Raw genomic sequence first — 15,493 nt, 5'->3', positions numbered from 1 at the left:
GCCTGGATTGGCCGTCAGGCAGCAGTCTGACGTTTAACCCACGCGACGTAGCGGTCGACGAACGTCTGCAGGAACTTGCGCGTGCCGTCGTTCACGATCTCGCCTTTCTCGTTGATGGTCGCCGGGTCGTGCTTGATGAACACTTCAGGTTGGCCAAGCGTGGCGACATCGAGGTACGCCAACACGTTGCGCAGATGCTGTTGCGCCAGCGCCGTGCCGGTCGCACCGAGCGAGGTGCCGATCACCGCGCCGGGCTTGTTGGCCCACGAATTGGTGCCCCACGGCCGCGAACCCCAGTCGAGCGCATTCTTCAGGACGCCCGGCATGGAGCGGTTGTACTCGGGCGTGACGAACAGCAGGCCGCCGGCGGCTTCAATGCGCTGCTTCAGGTGCCTGGCAACCTCGGGATAGTCGGCATCGTAGTCCTGGCTGTAGAGCGGCAAGGAGCCGATCTCGATGAATTCAAAGGTGAAGTCCGCCGGCGCGAGTGAAATCACGGCTTGCGCCAATTGACGGTTAAACGACTCGCGGCGCAGGCTGCCGACGACCACTGCGATGTGATGGGCCATGGTTCGCTTCCTTGAGATAGAGCGCTTGACGCGCAAAAGGGTACGAACTGTCCATCATAGGCAATAGCCGCGCCGCCTGGCGGTGACGCATTCAAAAAACGCCGGTTTCGGGCGGCGCTGGACCAGGCCTCAAAAGTTGCGACCGGTGGATAACCCGGTAGCGACCAAAGTTATCCACAGATTCACTGAATAACCTTGTGGATAACTGGTACTTTTGCCTTGTCAATCAAGCATGCTTTCGGCCTAGGACGATTTGAGGCAAATGGGCGTTCTTCGCGATCGCACGGCAACCTGATTTCGGTGCCGCGCCGGCAGATTAGACGCAAAAAGGGCGCCTTCGTCGGCGCCCTTTTTGATTTCGAGAACCCGCCTCGTCAGCAGACTGGTGTCGGGGGGTGTCCGGCTGCGTCCGCCAGCTCAGTTGCCGAAGAACACGTTGCAGTACGATGCCGGGCCGCCGCATTGGGCCGGTGCGGCAGCTTGAGCGGCGCCCGAAGCAGCAGCAAACAGAGCAACGGAAGCGATCAGGGCGGTAAGAATGCGTTTCATGGTGCGACTCCTCTTCAGCGATTGGTTCGCGATCTGGGCGATCGATGGAGTGGAGAATAGCGATTCAGTGTCCCCTTAAAAACACCGAAGACAAGAAGAGATTTTTTCAGATACTGAAATAATCCGGACGCGTGTTTATGGCGAGCTTGAGGCGTGCCTCTCAGCACGTCTCGCCGATACACTTGAAATTACGATTGCACGCTGCGGCCTTGATTTCATTTTGCGCAATAATATTTTTTGCTGTCATAAAGCCCGTTACGGCACGACTAAGGTCATCAGGTCATCGCTTGCCGGCGGACACATGTTCAATACCGATTCGCTTGCGCTGGAACGTGCGCGAGAATGGCGCACATGTCAGGGAACCGCGCGAGGAAAGCCACCCGCCTATGAACCACAACGATTCAGAAGAAAACGCGCGGCAACCGCGAGCGCGGCGATGGAGCCTGCCATGGCGCAAGTAAGCGGGCCGGCGCTCGACGATCCCGTTTATCTGACGCAACTGCGGCGCGACCTGTTGCGCTTCGCCCGCTTGCAACTGCGCGACGCCGCTGCCGCCGAAGACGCCGTCCAGGAGGCGCTGGCCGCCGCCTGGACACAAGCCGACCGGTTTGCCGCGCAATCGGAGCACAAGACCTGGGTGTTCGGCATCCTGCGGCACAAGCTGGTCGACACCTTGCGCGCCCGGCAGCGCACGGTGAACCTGTCGGCGCTCGAATCCGAAATCGACGGTGAAACGCTGCTCGATCGCGAACTCTTCAAGGACAACGGCCACTGGTCGCGCGAGAGCAAGCCGCAACCATGGCCGACGCCGGAAACCGCGCTGCGTCAGCAGCAATTCTGGACCTTGTTCGAGATGTGTCTGGAACACCTGCCCGAGCACATCGGGCGCGTGTTCATGATGCGCGAATTCCTCGATCTCGAAACCGAAGCGATCTGCGCCGAACTGCAGATGACCGCCAATCACTGCAGCGTGCTGATCTATCGCGCACGGCTGCGCTTGCGCACTTGCCTGAGCGAAAAGGGCCTATCCAGAGAGGATGCGAATGGGGAAGTGTAAGCACATCACGCGTCTGTTATCGGACGCGCTCGACCGCCGTTTGACGACCGGCGAATGGGTCGCAATCCGGCTGCATCTGCCGACCTGCAGCGGCTGCCGCAATTACCGCAAACAGATTCGTCTGCTGCGCGTGGCGGCGCGTACGGCAAGCGGGATTGCGGCGCCGGGTGCAGGCGGCAGTGACGATTGACGTGGCTTATGGGCATCCGGCCTTGGGCTGCGCATCGCACGGAGGCCTTGCGGGCTGCAGCCGCAATGGATGACGGTTGGCCTGAACGCCGCCTTGTGCCGGCAACCTTGCTTAGCGCTCGCCGGGTGGCGTGTTCCGATAGCGCTCGAAAAAGCTCGCGTGCGACGCTTCGTCGATGGAAACGGGATGCGCTTCGGTACGGGCCGGATGTTTGGCCAGCTGCGCGCGCGTGCGAATCGGCCGATGCTGGAAATTGCCCCCGCAGTTCGGACACACGTTGCGCAGCGCGCTGAGCGCACACACTTCGCAGAAGGTGCATTCGTACGTGCAGATCATCGCGTCGGGGGCGTTCGGCGGCAGTGATTTGCCACATCCTTCGCAGGACGGTCTCAGTTCAAGCATGGTGGCTCCGCTTCGGCAGAGCAGCGAGGCGCGGGACTGCACCTCGTCTGCTGTGTCGAGGCAGTGTAAGCGGACTGGACCATGCGCAATTGACAGCCAGGCGTCAATTCCTGCCACCGTTTGCGATCCCTGCTAGCGAAGCACACTGCTTGGCGCAGTCAGGCACGCAGATCGGGACCGCAGGTGCGTTCCGCACCCTCCGGCGTGATTTGCTTATGCGAATTTATCGGTTCATCCAGGCTTGCAGACGAATTATCGTCGGGGTCAATCGGTCCGTTTTGCGTCCGTCTTTTTATCGAGCACTTTTATGTCCCGTCATCCGTTGCTGACCCGCCGCGCGTTTATCGCTGGTGTGGGCGCCTCGCTGGCCGCCGCGGCCCTGCCCGTTGTCTCCACGTCAGTCTTCGCAGCGGATGCGCATGCGAAGGAATTTCGCATCGGTTATCAGAAAGCGGCCAATACGCTCGTGTTGCTGAAGGCGCACGGTACGCTCGAAAAGCAGCTCGCACCGCTTGGCATCACGGTCAAATGGACTGAGTTTCCCGCCGGGCCGCAGTTGCTCGAAGGCTTGAATGTCGGCGCGATCGACTTCGGCTATGTCGGCGAGGCGCCACCCGTGTTCGCGCAAGCGGCCGGCGCGAACTTCGTCTATACCGCGTATGAAATCCCGACGCCGCACGCCGAAGGCATCCTCGTCCATCAGGACGCGCCGATCAAAACGCTGGCCGATCTGAAGGGCAAAAAGATCGCCCTCAATAAAGGCTCGGACGTTCACTGGTTTCTGGTCGCCGCATTGCAGAAGAGCGGCGTGAAGTACAGCGACATCCAACCCGTTTTTCTGGCGCCCGCCGATGCGCGTGCGGCCTTCGAACGCGGTGCGATCGACGCATGGGCGATCTGGGACCCGTTCCTCGAGGCGGCAAAACGCCAGTCGAATGCCCGTTTGCTCGCCGACGGCGAAGGCATCGTGAGTCACCATCAGTTCTTCCTGAGCGCGCGGCCGTTTGCGCAGCAAAACGGCGACGTGCTCACGATCGTAATGGACGAAGTCAGCAAAGAGGGGGCGTGGGTACGCGGCCACTACAGTGAAGCCGCCGCTCAGCTTGCGCCGATTCAGGGCCTTGACGCTGGTGTGATCGAGGCGGGCTTGCGGCACTATGCGCACATCTACAAACCCGTCGACGCGAACGTGCTTGCAGAACAACAACGTATTGCCGACACGTTCAGCGAACTGCGCATCATCCCGACAAAGATCGTGACGAAGGATGCTGCCTTGCCCGCCAAAGCCTAGGTCACCTGGACCATGACGTTTCGACGCCTAGGCGAATAGCACTTCGACATTTTCCGGCGGGCGGCCAATCACGGCTCGCCCGTTTCGCACGACGATCGGTCGTTGCAGGAGGATGGGGTGCTTTGCCAATGCTTCGTATAACTGAGCGTCGCTCAGCGTGCTGTCGGAGAGGTCGAGCGCTTTGTATTCGGGCTCGGTGTCGCGGATCATTTCGCGGACTGAGCAACCTAGTTGCGCGTTGAGTTCCTTTAACTGCGCGACGGTGAGCGGCTGCTTCAGGTATTCGACAATTTCCGTAGGCTCGTTGGCGCGATTGTAGGTGGTGGTGATCAGATCGCACGCCGCTCGTGATTTTGAGCAGCGGGGGTTGTGGTAGATGGTGATCATGGATAGTTGAATAGGTGTTGCACGTGTTGGGTTGCAGGGCGGTTTTCGTGAGGGATTCTAGCGGGTGCTGGGAGTGGGAGGGGCACGCGGCACGGGCAGGCGAGACGGTCGGGGTTTCGCTGCGTCGTGAAAGGGCGTTGACTGTTGGTGATCGCGCCGTTCGGTTTATGCGCATAAAGTGCTGGCAGGAAGTTGTTGTCACGTGCGTTGGAACGGACTGGGTCGCGCGGCTGGGTGCTTCGACTCATATTGTTTGCCGGCCTCTGTATGAATGAACGAGGCCCCCAGTCCCAGATGCCGTGCCGTGCCGTGCCGTGCCGTGCCGTGCCGTGCCGTGCCGTGCCGTGCCGTGCCGTGCCGTGCCGTGCCGTGCCGTGCCGTGCCGTGCCGTGCCGTGCCGTGCCGTGCCGTGCCGACAGGATCATGCGTCGATCCAAGCGGCCCGACGACAACCGCAGCGACGACTCGACGCGTGAGGAATGCTCGAGGGGTTTATGCGCATAAAGATCCGCGCAAATGACTCGCGGCTCACGCTCGTGGCACTGATTCGCCTTATTGCAGCCAACAGCCGGACTTCCAAAAGCAACGCGGCTCAGCACGGCCAGATCTGATCAAGCGGGGCAGCGTCGAACTCGAAGATGGCTGACGCCCCACAAGCTGTACCCGAGGGCGTAGCCGCACGTCGAGCAGGATCGTATAGCCGCCTCCCTCCTTCGATACCTCATCACGCCTGACATCCCTCAGACGCCCCGCACCTCTCTCTGCCGATAAGCGTCTCGCAACCGCTGCGCTTCAGCTCAACCGCGTCTTGCCACATCCTTTATGCGCATAAACCTATCCCGATCGGCTAATTCTTCTCGCGTTTACACAAAAACGATTGAAATGCGAATTCATCCAGGTAAAATCCTTTTGCGTCTAAAAAGAGGAGGTGAAGATTGGCAGCAGAAATCATCGCGGTAACTCAGCAGAAGGGTGGGGTCGGGAAGAGCACAATCGCGATGCACCTCGGGGCTGCGTTCCATGAAAAAGGCAAACGCGTCCTCGTCGTAGACGCAGATGGTCAAAACACCCTGGTCCATTGGGCCAGTGCATCATCAGACGGCGAAACCGGCATTCCCTTCCCAGTCGTCAACCTCTCCGAAGCCGGCAGCCAGATCCATCGCGAGATCAAGAAATTCGTGGCTGACTACGACATCATCGTCGTCGACTGCCCGCCCTCCATCACCGAGAAAGTGTCCGGCGTCGTGTTGCTCGCGGCGAGCGTCGCGATCATGCCGACGTCGTCATCGCCCGCCGACTATTGGTCGAGCGTCGGACTGGTGAAACTCGTCCAGCAAGCTCAGGTCATGAACGAGGACCTGCGCGCAGTCTTTCTGCTGAATAAGACCGAAGAGAAACGGATGCTGACGCGCGAACTGAAGCGCGCGTTGGAAGAGCTCGGTTTCCCACTGCTCAAGACCCAGATCCCGACACGGGAAGCCTATAAGCAGGCAATGGCGTTAGGGCAGACAGTGCTTCAGATGAACGATCGCGGCGCCAAGCTCGCCGCCATCGAAGTGCGGGCGTGTGCCAACGAGATCGCAGCCCTGCTCCCCTGAATTTATGCGCATAAAGGACCCTGAATGAAACCCTCCCAATTCGCCAAAGGCTTTCAAGCACGTCCTGATACGACCAGCAGCGAAAAGCGAACCGCCCTCGACCGCCTGAACGCGATCGACGGTTTGGTCAAGAATGGCGCCACGACTGGCGATGTCCCGAGCCGCACCATCCAGCCGGTCATGTCCCTGGACATCGCGGAAGTCGAAGCCGCAGATATCGCCAATGAGTCGGCGGCCTACCGTGCCTGGCGGATCGAGCACGCCTACCGGCCGGGCCAGGTCATCGAGCTAGCGCTCAAAACGATCAAGCCGAGCCCGTTCAATCCACGTCATTTCTACCTCAAGGCGTCGATTGCCGAGCTTGCCGTCAACCTGGCGAAGCAGGGCCAGCAGCAGGCGATTCACGTCATTCCCGATTACGACAATCCCGGCACCTACTTCGTCAGCGACGGCGGCCGGCGTGTGCGCGCGCTTAAAGAAGCGAACAAGGAATCGGTAAAGGCCATCGTCATCGATCTGCCGATCGGCATCCAGAGCTATAAGCTTGGCTATGACCTCAACGTTCAGCGCGATTCGCAGACTGTGTTCGACAACGCCGTCGTCTGGAAACGCTTTCTCGACGATCGGCATTTCCAGAGTCAGAAGGAGCTCGCCGAACACCTCGGACTAGACGAGTCGACGGTCGCGGTCGCCCTGTCGATTGCGAAGCTACCCGAAGTGGTGATGCATGAGATGGTCGCAAGGCCGGACCGCTTTGGTTCGAACATGGCGTATCAGGTGGGCCGCTATCACACTGCCCGCGGCGCCGACGCCACGCTGCGCCTGATCAACAAAATTCTGTCGGACGACCTGAGCACGCGACAAGTCGCGGACATCGTAAAGGGCAGGGCAAGCGCGCAGGAAAGCGCCAAGCCGGCCGGGCGGCAGCGCTATGCGCAGCGTCTGGAAATCAAGCTCGGAGGCGTCTCGGTCGGCGATCTGAAATCGTATGGGGACGACCGAATCGAACTGCGTCTGAAGGGCCTTACGCGTGAGAAGCGTGACGACATTCTTCGTCAGATTGAAAAGATGCTGAAGTAACAGAGCGGAAAGTATCAGCAGGAAAAGAAACGGCGGCCCACGAGAGTGGCCGCCGTTTTTCTTGATGCGATATTGATGGCTACGCCGCGCGCGATTGACTCAGCGTGAAGGCGAGCAGATCGCCATCGGTGGGTTCACCCCACGTTTTACGGGCCAGCCAATCGAAGAACGCCGTTTCGACGATTTTCGAATCCAGCCCACGACGGCGCCAGTCGTCCCGCATGTGAGTACCGAGACCCGGCAACTCGTCTTCCTCAAACGATTTCCGCGCGATCTCCCGTTCGGACTCACCTTGCTCGTCGTAGAGCTCGCGCGCTTCCTTGCGACGAACCGCCGAGTACTCGCCAAGCAGACGCGCTTTCAGGTCGTCCGCCGGCGCTGCCACCGCGGCTTTGCCGCCGCTACCGGACGGCAGTGCTTCGACCGGCGGCGCATAGCCTTTCTTCAACGCATCCTTGAACAGAGCCGGTGCGCTACGCACAGCGGGCAGCGACGTGCTGCGCATGCGTTGCTCGGTCATCTGCAGTGCCGCGCGAATCCGGTTCTCTTCGCTATCGGCGTACAGTGTTTGCGCTTCTTTCAGCGGAATGCCGATTTTCACCATCCGGTCGACCAAGGTGCTGTCGAACACATTCGGGTGTTCGTCGAGTGCAAGCATGGGCTGCTTGCGCTCGGTCACGCGGAACTGGATCTCGGCGACACGCCGTCCTTCCCGGTGTTCGATCAGTTCGACAAAGATGTTGGTGACCGCATTCACTTCGGCGATAGCAGGGCGCAGATAATCGCGCTTGAAGTACTTGTACTCGCGCTTTGCTTCGTCGCCTGCTTCGGTGTCGGGTGTGCCGGAGAGAATGGGGCGCCACCATTCCCATGATTCGCGCATCGTCAGATGGCTAGGGTTGGTCAGGTAGCGAACACAAATCTCATACAGTGCGAGCCCCGCGCTGCTGCGCAGCTGGCTCTGAAACTGCAGACTCAGCCGCGCATACTGGACCGGGTCGAGCAGCTTCTTCTTGATCTTAGGTGCGAACGAGAACTCCACCCACACGCGGCGGGTGGTGGGATCTTCGAGAATTTCCGCATCGGCAATCAGCGTGGAAATACCCCATTTCCGGCCCGGCTTCTGGCTGGACGTGCCCGTGCTCCACTCAACCTGCACCGACACCATGCGCCGCAGATGCTCTTTCACGAGCGCTGTGTCGTTCGAATCGAATGCCGAATTGGCGACGATGTCGGACAGCAAGGCGCGATAAGTGTCGCCGGACTCATCCGCTTGCTGAGCGACGGCAAGGAGAACGTTGAACAGCTTGCGGGTGAGGAGCGTGATCTTGCCGCTCTTAGGCTGGATGGCGATCGCCTCGACGGCCTTGCGTAGTTCGGCCGAGCTCGGGCTGACTACATCTGTCTTCTTCGCGCGCTTCGTGGCCATGCTTCTGGTCGAGGAGGGATTTGGCGAGAGCATACCGGCTGTGGTGATACACGTCTATAGCATGGGTCTCACCGTTCCCGGTGAAGTGAGTTTACGAAGCACAACTCACCTCGAGCGGTTCCCGAAAACCCTCACCTCACCCGTTTCGCGCCAGGTTCAGGGCATCCTTACAGATCACGGCCTCCCGAAAAACTGACCGATTCCCGACCCGTCACGAACCGGCGCCACTCGATCCCGAATCTTCTCACCTCAAAAAATTTTCGTGAATTTTGCCCGCACGCACGTTGCGAGCGGCCCGCACTCGCACTCCGTCGTCGGCGCGGGTGCGCTTCGGCCGATTTCAGCGGATAGGGGAGGGCGACTCGAGGAAAACTTGCTGCGATCGCGGCGGTCGCCTTCGTCACCCGCGCAGCAAGCGCATCAAGCCGCCCTAACCAGGCGGGCGGCGCAACGAAGCTCGCCGGCGCGCCCACGTGTCGATGACGAGCACATGGTCTACGCCGCGCAGAGGGATACGGCAACCGCCGCGACGTCCATTTGAACAGAGGCCGCCGAACCTGGCAGCAAGACACTTCATTCACGCGAGTGTGAAATCCGAGTCGAGTCGCGACAACCTCCCCCGAAAAAGCTCACCTTAACGCTAACCGAACGCTCGAAACGGCGCGGCCTCCAGACCTGGGGCCCTGGAAAAACACCGTTAAATCCTCCCGGAAAGCCTCACCTATGAGCCCGGAGCAGGCTTGCATGGGTCATGGAAAAACGCCCCCGAAAAACCTCACCTTTGCGCAATGCACAAAAAATACTCAATGATTTCATTGGGTTATGAAGTCACGATTGACCGGGCTATGGATACGCCCTCCCGTATATCCTCACCTTTGGCAGCGTTTCGATGAAATCTGACCTTTCCTGCCGCAACCCAAAGAGTCCCGAAAAATCTCACCTTACGATTTCGGCAGTCACGAAACCGGAATGGCGCTGACAGCGTCTGTAGGGCTTTTCCGGCCCGTTGCGGCGATTTTGGTCCTGTATTTCCTCACCTTAGCGATCGCAAGCGCCCTAAAAGGCTCCCGAAAAATCTCACCTCAGGCCCAAAACAGGCATTTTGGCGAGCCGGCCATCGCCTCGATCCACGTCTCCCGAATTCGCTCACCTTTGCACAAAGGCGAGCGAGGAGCCAATCGACGTAGCGGACCGAATTTTGGTCGAAATCCGGTTCAGCTCCCGCAAACACTCACCTTAAGCGCCAGATTGCACAAATTTGAGGCAAAAATGACACCTCAGCCCCGGAAAGTCTCACCTTCAGTTCGCGTTTTCTCCTGTCTCGACTCACCAATGGGGTTAACGAGGCCCAAATAAGATCAAAATCCGGGGTCGGCGAGGGTCCCGAAATCTCTCACCTTCAGGTCGATCTCGCTCCGCACCCACTTTTGAGCGCTGCCGGGCGATCCCGGGCGCGCAGGTCCCGCAAAATCTCACCTTTAGCCAAACCGCACTTTCGAGGTCGCTCCTGAACCCGCTCACGTTCTGTCCCGGAGCTGCTCACCGAGTCCCCCGAACCTCATCACTCAACTCTCCCGCAAGACCTCACCACCATTCCCGTAAAGCTTCACCTTGTCGGGCTGGAACCCTTGCCTGGTAAGGGTTTGCCATGGCGTTAACGTTTTTAACATGGGTTCAAAGGTGTTTACTTTTATTACTCTCTAGACTTTCCCCGCGTGTCCTTCGGACAAAACCTTTCCACCCCTAAACCTCCCGTGACGTCTTCGTGAAACAGTGAGCGATCAAAAAGAAACTGCCAAAATCTCTTTATTTACAATGGCTTGTTGGCTAATCTTCGTTTTGTTTCACGGAAAAATTTCACTGGCTCCGATCTTCTAAGCGACCAGCACCCTCAAAACACGCCAATTGGCCAAATAACACTCGCCTCAAACAAATACGTAGCAAACAATACGTAAATTGTTATGATTCATCCAATTCGAGCGACATCGAGGCATACATGAATCTGGACCAGGAACGACAAACCATCCGCGACGAGCTTGAATCGTTACGGGCTAACGGGGCAAGACGGCAAGAACTGTCACTGCACGCGTGCAAGCGACTTTTTTTCGATTTGGGAATTCGCCCGTCCATGGCGGCCGTCCGCGACCTGACCCAAACAGGCAGCGCGAGCGACATCCCAAAGGACATCGATCATTTTTGGGAACGCATCCGAACGGTGTCGCGCGTCAAAGTCGGCGCCGGCGCTATCCCGAAAGCACTGGAAGATCGCGCCGGAGAATTGTTGGGCGCCCTTTTCGAAGAAGCGGTAGTGCATGCCCGTTCGACCCTCGACAGCGAACGCGACGAAATTCGCGCCCAAATCACCGTCGCCGACCAACGTGCGCGAGAAGCGGAAATTCGCCGCGACGTGTCGGAAGACGCGATCAGGCGCAGCGAACTCAGAGCCGAAGCCGCATGGGAACGCGTTCGCGCGCTCGAAACCGAACTATCCAGCGCCACCACGCATGGGACCGCTCACCAGGAAGGCTTGCAGTCCACGGTGCGTCGACTCGACGGCGAAAACGAAATGTTGCGCCAACGCGTCGATACCGAACAGGCGACTAACGCGGCGCTCCGCGACCGGATCGATGCCCTGCATGTCGAATTGCGCCAAAGCACCGAGCACTATGCGCAACAGATCAAGGACGCTGTCGCCGAAGCCGAGCGCCGTGTGAAGCCGATGCTGGTCGAACTCGATTCTTTGCGGAGCATGGCGGCCACCTACCAGTCTGGGGTACGTGACGCAAGCCGCAAGGAATTCGAGTTTATTCAGCAGCTCGCCGCAGCCAAGGCCCGCGGCGACCGGCTCGACACGCAACTGCGCGAGCAATCGGACGAAGTCGATGCGTTGACGAAAGAAGTTGCGGCACTGCGCGGCCAACAGGACATCGATCCCGCGATCGCAAACCTGCTGTGTGCGCTGGTCGAAGCAGGCAGGCTCACAACCGACGAGCTGGCCGTGATCGGCACCGCGGCGGACGGCCATGTCACGCTGCCACTGCGCTGCCCAAAATGTGAGCAAGGTGAGCCCGAGTTGTCGCAAGTGGATCACCGCTTCGAGTTGCAGTGTCCGGAATGCGATCACTCGTCCGGCCTCGGAGAATCAAGGCTGGAGGCGGTCAGCCGATTTTTGTCGAACGGGTCGATTGCGGCGTCGGCATGACCGCACGACGCGGGCGTCATAGCGGATAAATTGCCAAAGGTGAGGAAATTCGGGACCTTAAGGGTGAGTATTTTCAGGGCTCGCCCGATCACCCTTTCCTCGTCAAACGCCCATCCAGTCTAGGCGCGGGCAATGGAGGAGCGGCAGGATCCGGCACATCGACAACTGGCGAATCCTGCTGATCCATCCACCTTTGCCACGCCCGATACAAACGGTTGGCCGATACGGCCTGGACAAATCCCAGCCATTGCCCGACCAGTTCCGCTTCAACCCCGCTTTCGAACAGATCCGCCGCGAAGGTGTTGCGCAAAGTCTGCGGACTGGCGCGCGAGGCTCGCGACGCGGCAATGCCTGCCGCGTCGATCAACGCATCGACTGCGCGCAACATGGTCGCCTTGTGCATTGGACGACCTGAAGGCGAAGCGGGAAAGACCAGATTACCGGTTAGTTCGGAAAGGCGCCGTTCGGCAAGCCATGCATCGAGAACGGCGGCCGCGAAGGGCGCGAGCCGGGTACGCCGCGTCAGCATCGGATTCGCGGACTCGATCGTGATCCACGGTGAGCCGACACTGACGCAACTAACTGTAAGCGCTGCAGCCTCGCCGGTCTTGATGCCACCGCCGAGAAACACCGCAATCAATGCACGGTCGCGTCGCTCCCTCCAGCGCTGCGCGACAGATAAGGCCGGCAAGGGCGAAAACAGTTGGGCAATGAGCGCGGCGCGTTCGGCATGGTTAAGAAACCCGGTCGGTTCGTTATCGCGTGCGTTTCGCCATGCTGCTTCGCCATCCTGAGCAATAAAACGCGCAGGGTTGGTCGACGCGGATTCGATCTCGCGGACGTGATCCAGCACCCGTTCGATGAGCCGCAAATACCTGACGCGTTGCGGTTTTCGGATCGCGAGACCACCCACGAATTCAGCGATGGTTTGCGTATCGACCGTGGCCAGACTCTTTTGGCGGACCGCAAGCCAGTCGAGGAAAAGCCCCCACTGTGCTTGATAGACTTCAGCGGAAGAGCGCCTGAAATGCTGTTTGGCAAGCCACGCATCGAATGCGATTTGCGGATCGCGGCGCCAGTCTTCGCGTTCCTGATCGAAGAGATCGGTTGACGGTGCAGGGCGCGAGACCAGGTCGGACAGATGAGGAGGTGACATGGGCTATCTTTCCGTTAGTTGCGCATATTGTAGGTGGCAACCGATGAAAACACAGCGCGTGGGTCAGTCGCCCCACGCCCGCGCGTGCTTAAGCGGCGCGCCTTTCGATGCAGGTTGCGCGGCGCGGCGTGCCGCCTCTTCATAGGCCGAGACGGCAAACGCGAACACCGCCGGCAAAGCAGTGGATGTGCCGAAATCCACTGCCTCGTCCGTTTCCGGATAAGGCAGCTCGGACGGCCGTTGGAACAGGCCGAGCATGATCGCGTCGTGCCGACTGGCGAATCCGAGATCCGCCAGCGCTTCGGCTTCGATTGCATGCAGCAGCCGCCACGAGAGCGGCACCTGCTGGACGATGTAGCGTGCGGCGATGTTGCGCACGATGTGTTCAAGATCGCGCGCCGCGGTTTGATAGCGCAGCGCGGCCAGAGCATGCTCGGCTTGTTCGGTGGTCAGGTCGTTCATTATCGGCTCCAGTCGACACCCTGTACTGTGCAAATATACAGTGTCTCGCGCAACCTCGGCCAAACGACAATTCAGTCCGATTCCGACATCAACCAGCCGCGGTGCGCCCGCCCCTCAGCCGTGAATCACCACCAGCAGCGCTTTCGCCTCGCCCTTTCCGACGTTGCGAATCGCATGCGGCTCGTCGGCGACGTAGCGCGCGGTGTCCGCGGCCTTGAGCCGCTTTGTCGTGCCGGCCGCCTCGATCTCGATCGATCCCAACAGCACGGTCAGATGCTCACGCGTGCCGGGCTCATGCGCGTTCGACACCAGCGCCCCGCCTGGCTGCAGCGTCAGCTCATACCACTCGAACTTGCCGGCCAATTCGATCGGGCCCCAGACACGCAACTGATACTTGGCCTCGTGCCCGCTCAAGGTGGGGATGTCGTGCGGACCGGAGACCGCAATTGCCTCCGGCGCCTTCTGCGGCGCGAACAGCGAATCGAGACTGACGCCGAGCGCGTTCGTCAGACGCCACGCAACCGCGATCGTCGGATTGGCCTTGTCGCGCTCGATTTCCGAGAGCATCGATTTCGACACGCCGGCCGCACGCGACAGGTCGTCGAGCGTCATGCGCCGTTCGGCGCGCAGACGCTGAATCTGCTCGCCGACGCGAGGCGGCGCAGCGATCGCCGGAACCGGACTCGTGCCTGAAGTGGGGGCCGCGCTGGCGGCTGCGCGGCGGATTCCCGAACTTGCCATTTACTGACCTATCGTTTAGAGTTGTTCGACATACCGGATTTTAGTTCGGAAAAACGAAAATATCCGATAAAACTGACAGCCGACTATAACAGCCCGCCTCGACGTCGAACATGCCGCACGTGCCGGGCATGTCGCCCACGGGCGCACTACCCTTTCAGGAGCCTGGTTCATGCGTGACCTTTACCTCGCCCATCTGCGCGGCACTCTCGAGCAGATCCGCGCTGACGGTTTTTACAAGAGCGAGCGCGTGATCGCCAGCCCGCAATCGGCTGACGTGCGTCTCGAGAACGGCACGGAAGTGCTGAATTTTTGCGCGAACAACTATCTGGGTCTGGCCAACGACGAACGGCTGATCGAGGCCGCCAAGCTTGGCCTGGACAACGACGGCTTCGGCATGGCGTCGGTGCGTTTCATTTGCGGTACGCAAACCGTGCACAAAGACCTTGAAAAAGCGCTGGCCGCATTCCTGCAAACCGACGATTGCATCCTCTACTCCAGCTGTTTCGATGCGAACGGCGGTTTGTTCGAAACCCTGCTCGACGATAACGATGCCATCATCAGCGACGAGCTGAACCACGCGAGCATCATCGACGGCGTGCGGCTTTCGAAGGCGAAGCGCTTTCGCTACAAGAACAATGACCTCGCCGATCTCGAAGCCAGGCTGAAAGAAGCGGATGCCGCCGGCGCGCGCTTCAAGCTGATCGCCACCGACGGCGTGTTTTCGATGGACGGCATCATCGCCGACCTCGCCGGTATTTGCGATCTCGCCGACCGCTACGGCGCACTGGTGATGGTCGACGATTCGCACGCGGTCGGCTTCGTCGGCGAGCATGGGCGCGGCACGCCGGAACATTGCGGTGTGCTGTCGCGCGTCGACATCATTACCGGCACGCTCGGCAAAGCACTCGGCGGCGCATCCGGCGGCTATGTCGCCGCGCGTCAGGAAGTCATCGATTTGCTGCGTCAACGCTCACGCCCCTATCTGTTCTCGAACACGCTGACACCGAGCATTGCCGCCGCGTCGCTGAAAGTACTCGAATTGCTCGCGAGCGACGAAGGCGCGCAACTGCGTGAGCGCGTACGCGAAAACGGCGCGCATTTCCGCCGCGCAATGAGCGCGCTCGGTTTCACGCTCGTGCCCGGCGAACACCCGATCATTCCAGTCATGCTCGGCGACGCGCAGCTCGCATCGAAGATGGCCGACGCGTTGTTGAAGGAAGGCGTGTACGTAATCGGCTTTTCGTTCCCCGTCGTGCCCAAAGGCCGTGCGCGAATCCGCACGCAAATGAGCGCCGCGCACACGCCGGAACAAATCGATCGAGCCGTCGATGCATTTGCGCGCGTCGGCCGTCAACTCGGCATCATCTGAAGCGGAGGCGC

At 60.0% G+C, this 15,493-nt stretch carries 15 protein-coding genes; 7 read left to right on the top strand and 8 right to left on the bottom strand.

Annotation, left to right across the window (positions count from 1 at the left end; genetic code table 11):
* Positions 1-14: 14 nt before the first annotated feature.
* Complete coding sequence (locus tag DSC91_RS14515; protein ID WP_115779280.1) at positions 15-569, bottom strand: NADPH-dependent FMN reductase; 555 nt, start codon at positions 567-569, stop codon at positions 15-17.
* A 417-nt stretch (positions 570-986) separates the two neighbouring features.
* Positions 987-1,118, bottom strand: coding sequence for a hypothetical protein (locus tag DSC91_RS38510; protein ID WP_268238900.1), 132 nt, complete (start codon positions 1,116-1,118; stop codon positions 987-989).
* A 448-nt stretch (positions 1,119-1,566) separates the two neighbouring features.
* Here DSC91_RS38510 and DSC91_RS14510 point away from each other — a divergent pair, with 448 nt between their 5' ends.
* Positions 1,567-2,175 carry an RNA polymerase factor sigma-70 gene (locus DSC91_RS14510; protein ID WP_097397126.1) on the top strand — a complete coding sequence of 203 codons (609 nt, stop codon included), beginning with the start codon at positions 1,567-1,569 and terminating at the stop codon, positions 2,173-2,175.
* Complete coding sequence (locus DSC91_RS14505; RefSeq protein WP_115779278.1) at positions 2,162-2,365, top strand: zf-HC2 domain-containing protein; 204 nt, start codon at positions 2,162-2,164, stop codon at positions 2,363-2,365. Before DSC91_RS14510 ends, DSC91_RS14505 begins: the two co-directional genes overlap by 14 nt.
* A 111-nt stretch (positions 2,366-2,476) precedes the next feature.
* On the opposite strand, the gene DSC91_RS14500 is transcribed toward DSC91_RS14505, so the two are convergent.
* Positions 2,477-2,767 (bottom strand): DUF1272 domain-containing protein, encoded by a 291-nt coding sequence (locus DSC91_RS14500; protein ID WP_115779276.1) that lies wholly within the window; start codon positions 2,765-2,767, stop codon positions 2,477-2,479.
* A 307-nt stretch (positions 2,768-3,074) separates the two neighbouring features.
* On the opposite strand from DSC91_RS14500, the gene DSC91_RS14495 reads away from it, so the two are divergent.
* Positions 3,075-4,058: a sulfonate ABC transporter substrate-binding protein gene (locus tag DSC91_RS14495; RefSeq protein WP_115779274.1), complete on the top strand. Its 984-nt coding sequence runs from the start codon at positions 3,075-3,077 to the stop codon at positions 4,056-4,058.
* Between the two features lie 27 nt (positions 4,059-4,085).
* Here DSC91_RS14495 and arsC read toward each other — a convergent pair whose 3' ends face one another.
* Positions 4,086-4,445 carry an arsenate reductase (glutaredoxin) gene (gene arsC, locus DSC91_RS14490; RefSeq protein ID WP_115779272.1) on the bottom strand — a complete coding sequence of 120 codons (360 nt, stop codon included), beginning with the start codon at positions 4,443-4,445 and terminating at the stop codon, positions 4,086-4,088.
* A 935-nt stretch (positions 4,446-5,380) separates the two neighbouring features.
* Between arsC and parA the strand changes: the two genes are divergently transcribed.
* Together parA and DSC91_RS14480 are read left to right on the top strand one after the other, a co-directional pair.
* Entirely contained in the window at positions 5,381-6,043 is a 663-nt protein-coding gene (parA, locus tag DSC91_RS14485; RefSeq protein ID WP_054034704.1) for a ParA family partition ATPase, read from the top strand.
* Positions 6,044-6,067: 24 nt separating this feature from the next.
* Complete coding sequence (locus DSC91_RS14480; RefSeq protein WP_115779269.1) at positions 6,068-7,123, top strand: ParB/RepB/Spo0J family partition protein; 1,056 nt, start codon at positions 6,068-6,070, stop codon at positions 7,121-7,123.
* 79 nt (positions 7,124-7,202) lie between these two features.
* Here DSC91_RS14480 and DSC91_RS14475 read toward each other — a convergent pair whose 3' ends face one another.
* The gene (locus DSC91_RS14475) at positions 7,203-8,552 is read right to left on the bottom strand and encodes a replication initiation protein (protein ID WP_115779267.1); all 1,350 of its coding nucleotides are present in this window, start codon (positions 8,550-8,552) and stop codon (positions 7,203-7,205) included.
* A gap of 1,996 nt (positions 8,553-10,548) precedes the next feature.
* Here DSC91_RS14475 and DSC91_RS14470 point away from each other — a divergent pair.
* The gene (locus DSC91_RS14470; RefSeq protein ID WP_115779265.1) at positions 10,549-11,754 is read left to right on the top strand and encodes a DNA-binding protein; all 1,206 of its coding nucleotides are present in this window, start codon (positions 10,549-10,551) and stop codon (positions 11,752-11,754) included.
* A gap of 88 nt (positions 11,755-11,842) precedes the next feature.
* Here DSC91_RS14470 and DSC91_RS14465 read toward each other — a convergent pair whose 3' ends face one another.
* From DSC91_RS14465 to DSC91_RS14455, 3 genes are all read right to left on the bottom strand, one after another.
* The gene (locus DSC91_RS14465) at positions 11,843-12,910 is read right to left on the bottom strand and encodes a tyrosine-type recombinase/integrase (protein ID WP_115779263.1); all 1,068 of its coding nucleotides are present in this window, start codon (positions 12,908-12,910) and stop codon (positions 11,843-11,845) included.
* Between the two features lie 63 nt (positions 12,911-12,973).
* Positions 12,974-13,372 (bottom strand): DUF2471 family protein, encoded by a 399-nt coding sequence (locus tag DSC91_RS14460; protein WP_115779261.1) that lies wholly within the window; start codon positions 13,370-13,372, stop codon positions 12,974-12,976.
* Between the two features lie 114 nt (positions 13,373-13,486).
* Complete coding sequence (locus DSC91_RS14455; protein ID WP_115779259.1) at positions 13,487-14,113, bottom strand: helix-turn-helix domain-containing protein; 627 nt, start codon at positions 14,111-14,113, stop codon at positions 13,487-13,489.
* A 169-nt stretch (positions 14,114-14,282) separates the two neighbouring features.
* Here DSC91_RS14455 and DSC91_RS14450 point away from each other — a divergent pair, with 169 nt between their 5' ends.
* On the top strand, positions 14,283-15,482 hold the full coding sequence (locus DSC91_RS14450; RefSeq protein WP_115779257.1) for a glycine C-acetyltransferase: 1,200 nt from the start codon (positions 14,283-14,285) through the stop codon (positions 15,480-15,482).
* Positions 15,483-15,493 lie beyond the last annotated feature (11 nt).

The organism is Paraburkholderia caffeinilytica, from assembly GCF_003368325.1.
Taxonomy (GTDB): domain Bacteria; phylum Pseudomonadota; class Gammaproteobacteria; order Burkholderiales; family Burkholderiaceae; genus Paraburkholderia; species Paraburkholderia caffeinilytica.
Note: the sequence above shows the minus strand (reverse complement) of the source record. Positions and strands in the feature narration are given on the sequence as shown.

What these genes read in the sequence shown, in the direction of transcription:
- DSC91_RS14515 (WP_115779280.1), bottom strand. Translation starts at nt 569, where the DNA reads ATGGCCCATCACATCGCAGTGGTCGTCGGCAGCCTGCGCCGCGAGTCG.
- DSC91_RS38510 (WP_268238900.1), bottom strand. Translation starts at nt 1,118, where the DNA reads ATGAAACGCATTCTTACCGCCCTGATCGCTTCCGTTGCTCTGTTTGCT.
- DSC91_RS14510 (WP_097397126.1), top strand. Translation starts at nt 1,567, where the DNA reads ATGGCGCAAGTAAGCGGGCCGGCGCTCGACGATCCCGTTTATCTGACG.
- DSC91_RS14505 (WP_115779278.1), top strand. Translation starts at nt 2,162, where the DNA reads ATGGGGAAGTGTAAGCACATCACGCGTCTGTTATCGGACGCGCTCGAC.
- DSC91_RS14500 (WP_115779276.1), bottom strand. Translation starts at nt 2,767, where the DNA reads ATGCTTGAACTGAGACCGTCCTGCGAAGGATGTGGCAAATCACTGCCG.
- DSC91_RS14495 (WP_115779274.1), top strand. Translation starts at nt 3,075, where the DNA reads ATGTCCCGTCATCCGTTGCTGACCCGCCGCGCGTTTATCGCTGGTGTG.
- arsC (WP_115779272.1), bottom strand. Translation starts at nt 4,445, where the DNA reads ATGATCACCATCTACCACAACCCCCGCTGCTCAAAATCACGAGCGGCG.
- DSC91_RS14480 (WP_115779269.1), top strand. Translation starts at nt 6,068, where the DNA reads ATGAAACCCTCCCAATTCGCCAAAGGCTTTCAAGCACGTCCTGATACG.
- DSC91_RS14475 (WP_115779267.1), bottom strand. Translation starts at nt 8,552, where the DNA reads ATGGCCACGAAGCGCGCGAAGAAGACAGATGTAGTCAGCCCGAGCTCG.
- DSC91_RS14470 (WP_115779265.1), top strand. Translation starts at nt 10,549, where the DNA reads ATGAATCTGGACCAGGAACGACAAACCATCCGCGACGAGCTTGAATCG.
- DSC91_RS14465 (WP_115779263.1), bottom strand. Translation starts at nt 12,910, where the DNA reads ATGTCACCTCCTCATCTGTCCGACCTGGTCTCGCGCCCTGCACCGTCA.
- DSC91_RS14460 (WP_115779261.1), bottom strand. Translation starts at nt 13,372, where the DNA reads ATGAACGACCTGACCACCGAACAAGCCGAGCATGCTCTGGCCGCGCTG.
- DSC91_RS14455 (WP_115779259.1), bottom strand. Translation starts at nt 14,113, where the DNA reads ATGGCAAGTTCGGGAATCCGCCGCGCAGCCGCCAGCGCGGCCCCCACT.
- DSC91_RS14450 (WP_115779257.1), top strand. Translation starts at nt 14,283, where the DNA reads ATGCGTGACCTTTACCTCGCCCATCTGCGCGGCACTCTCGAGCAGATC.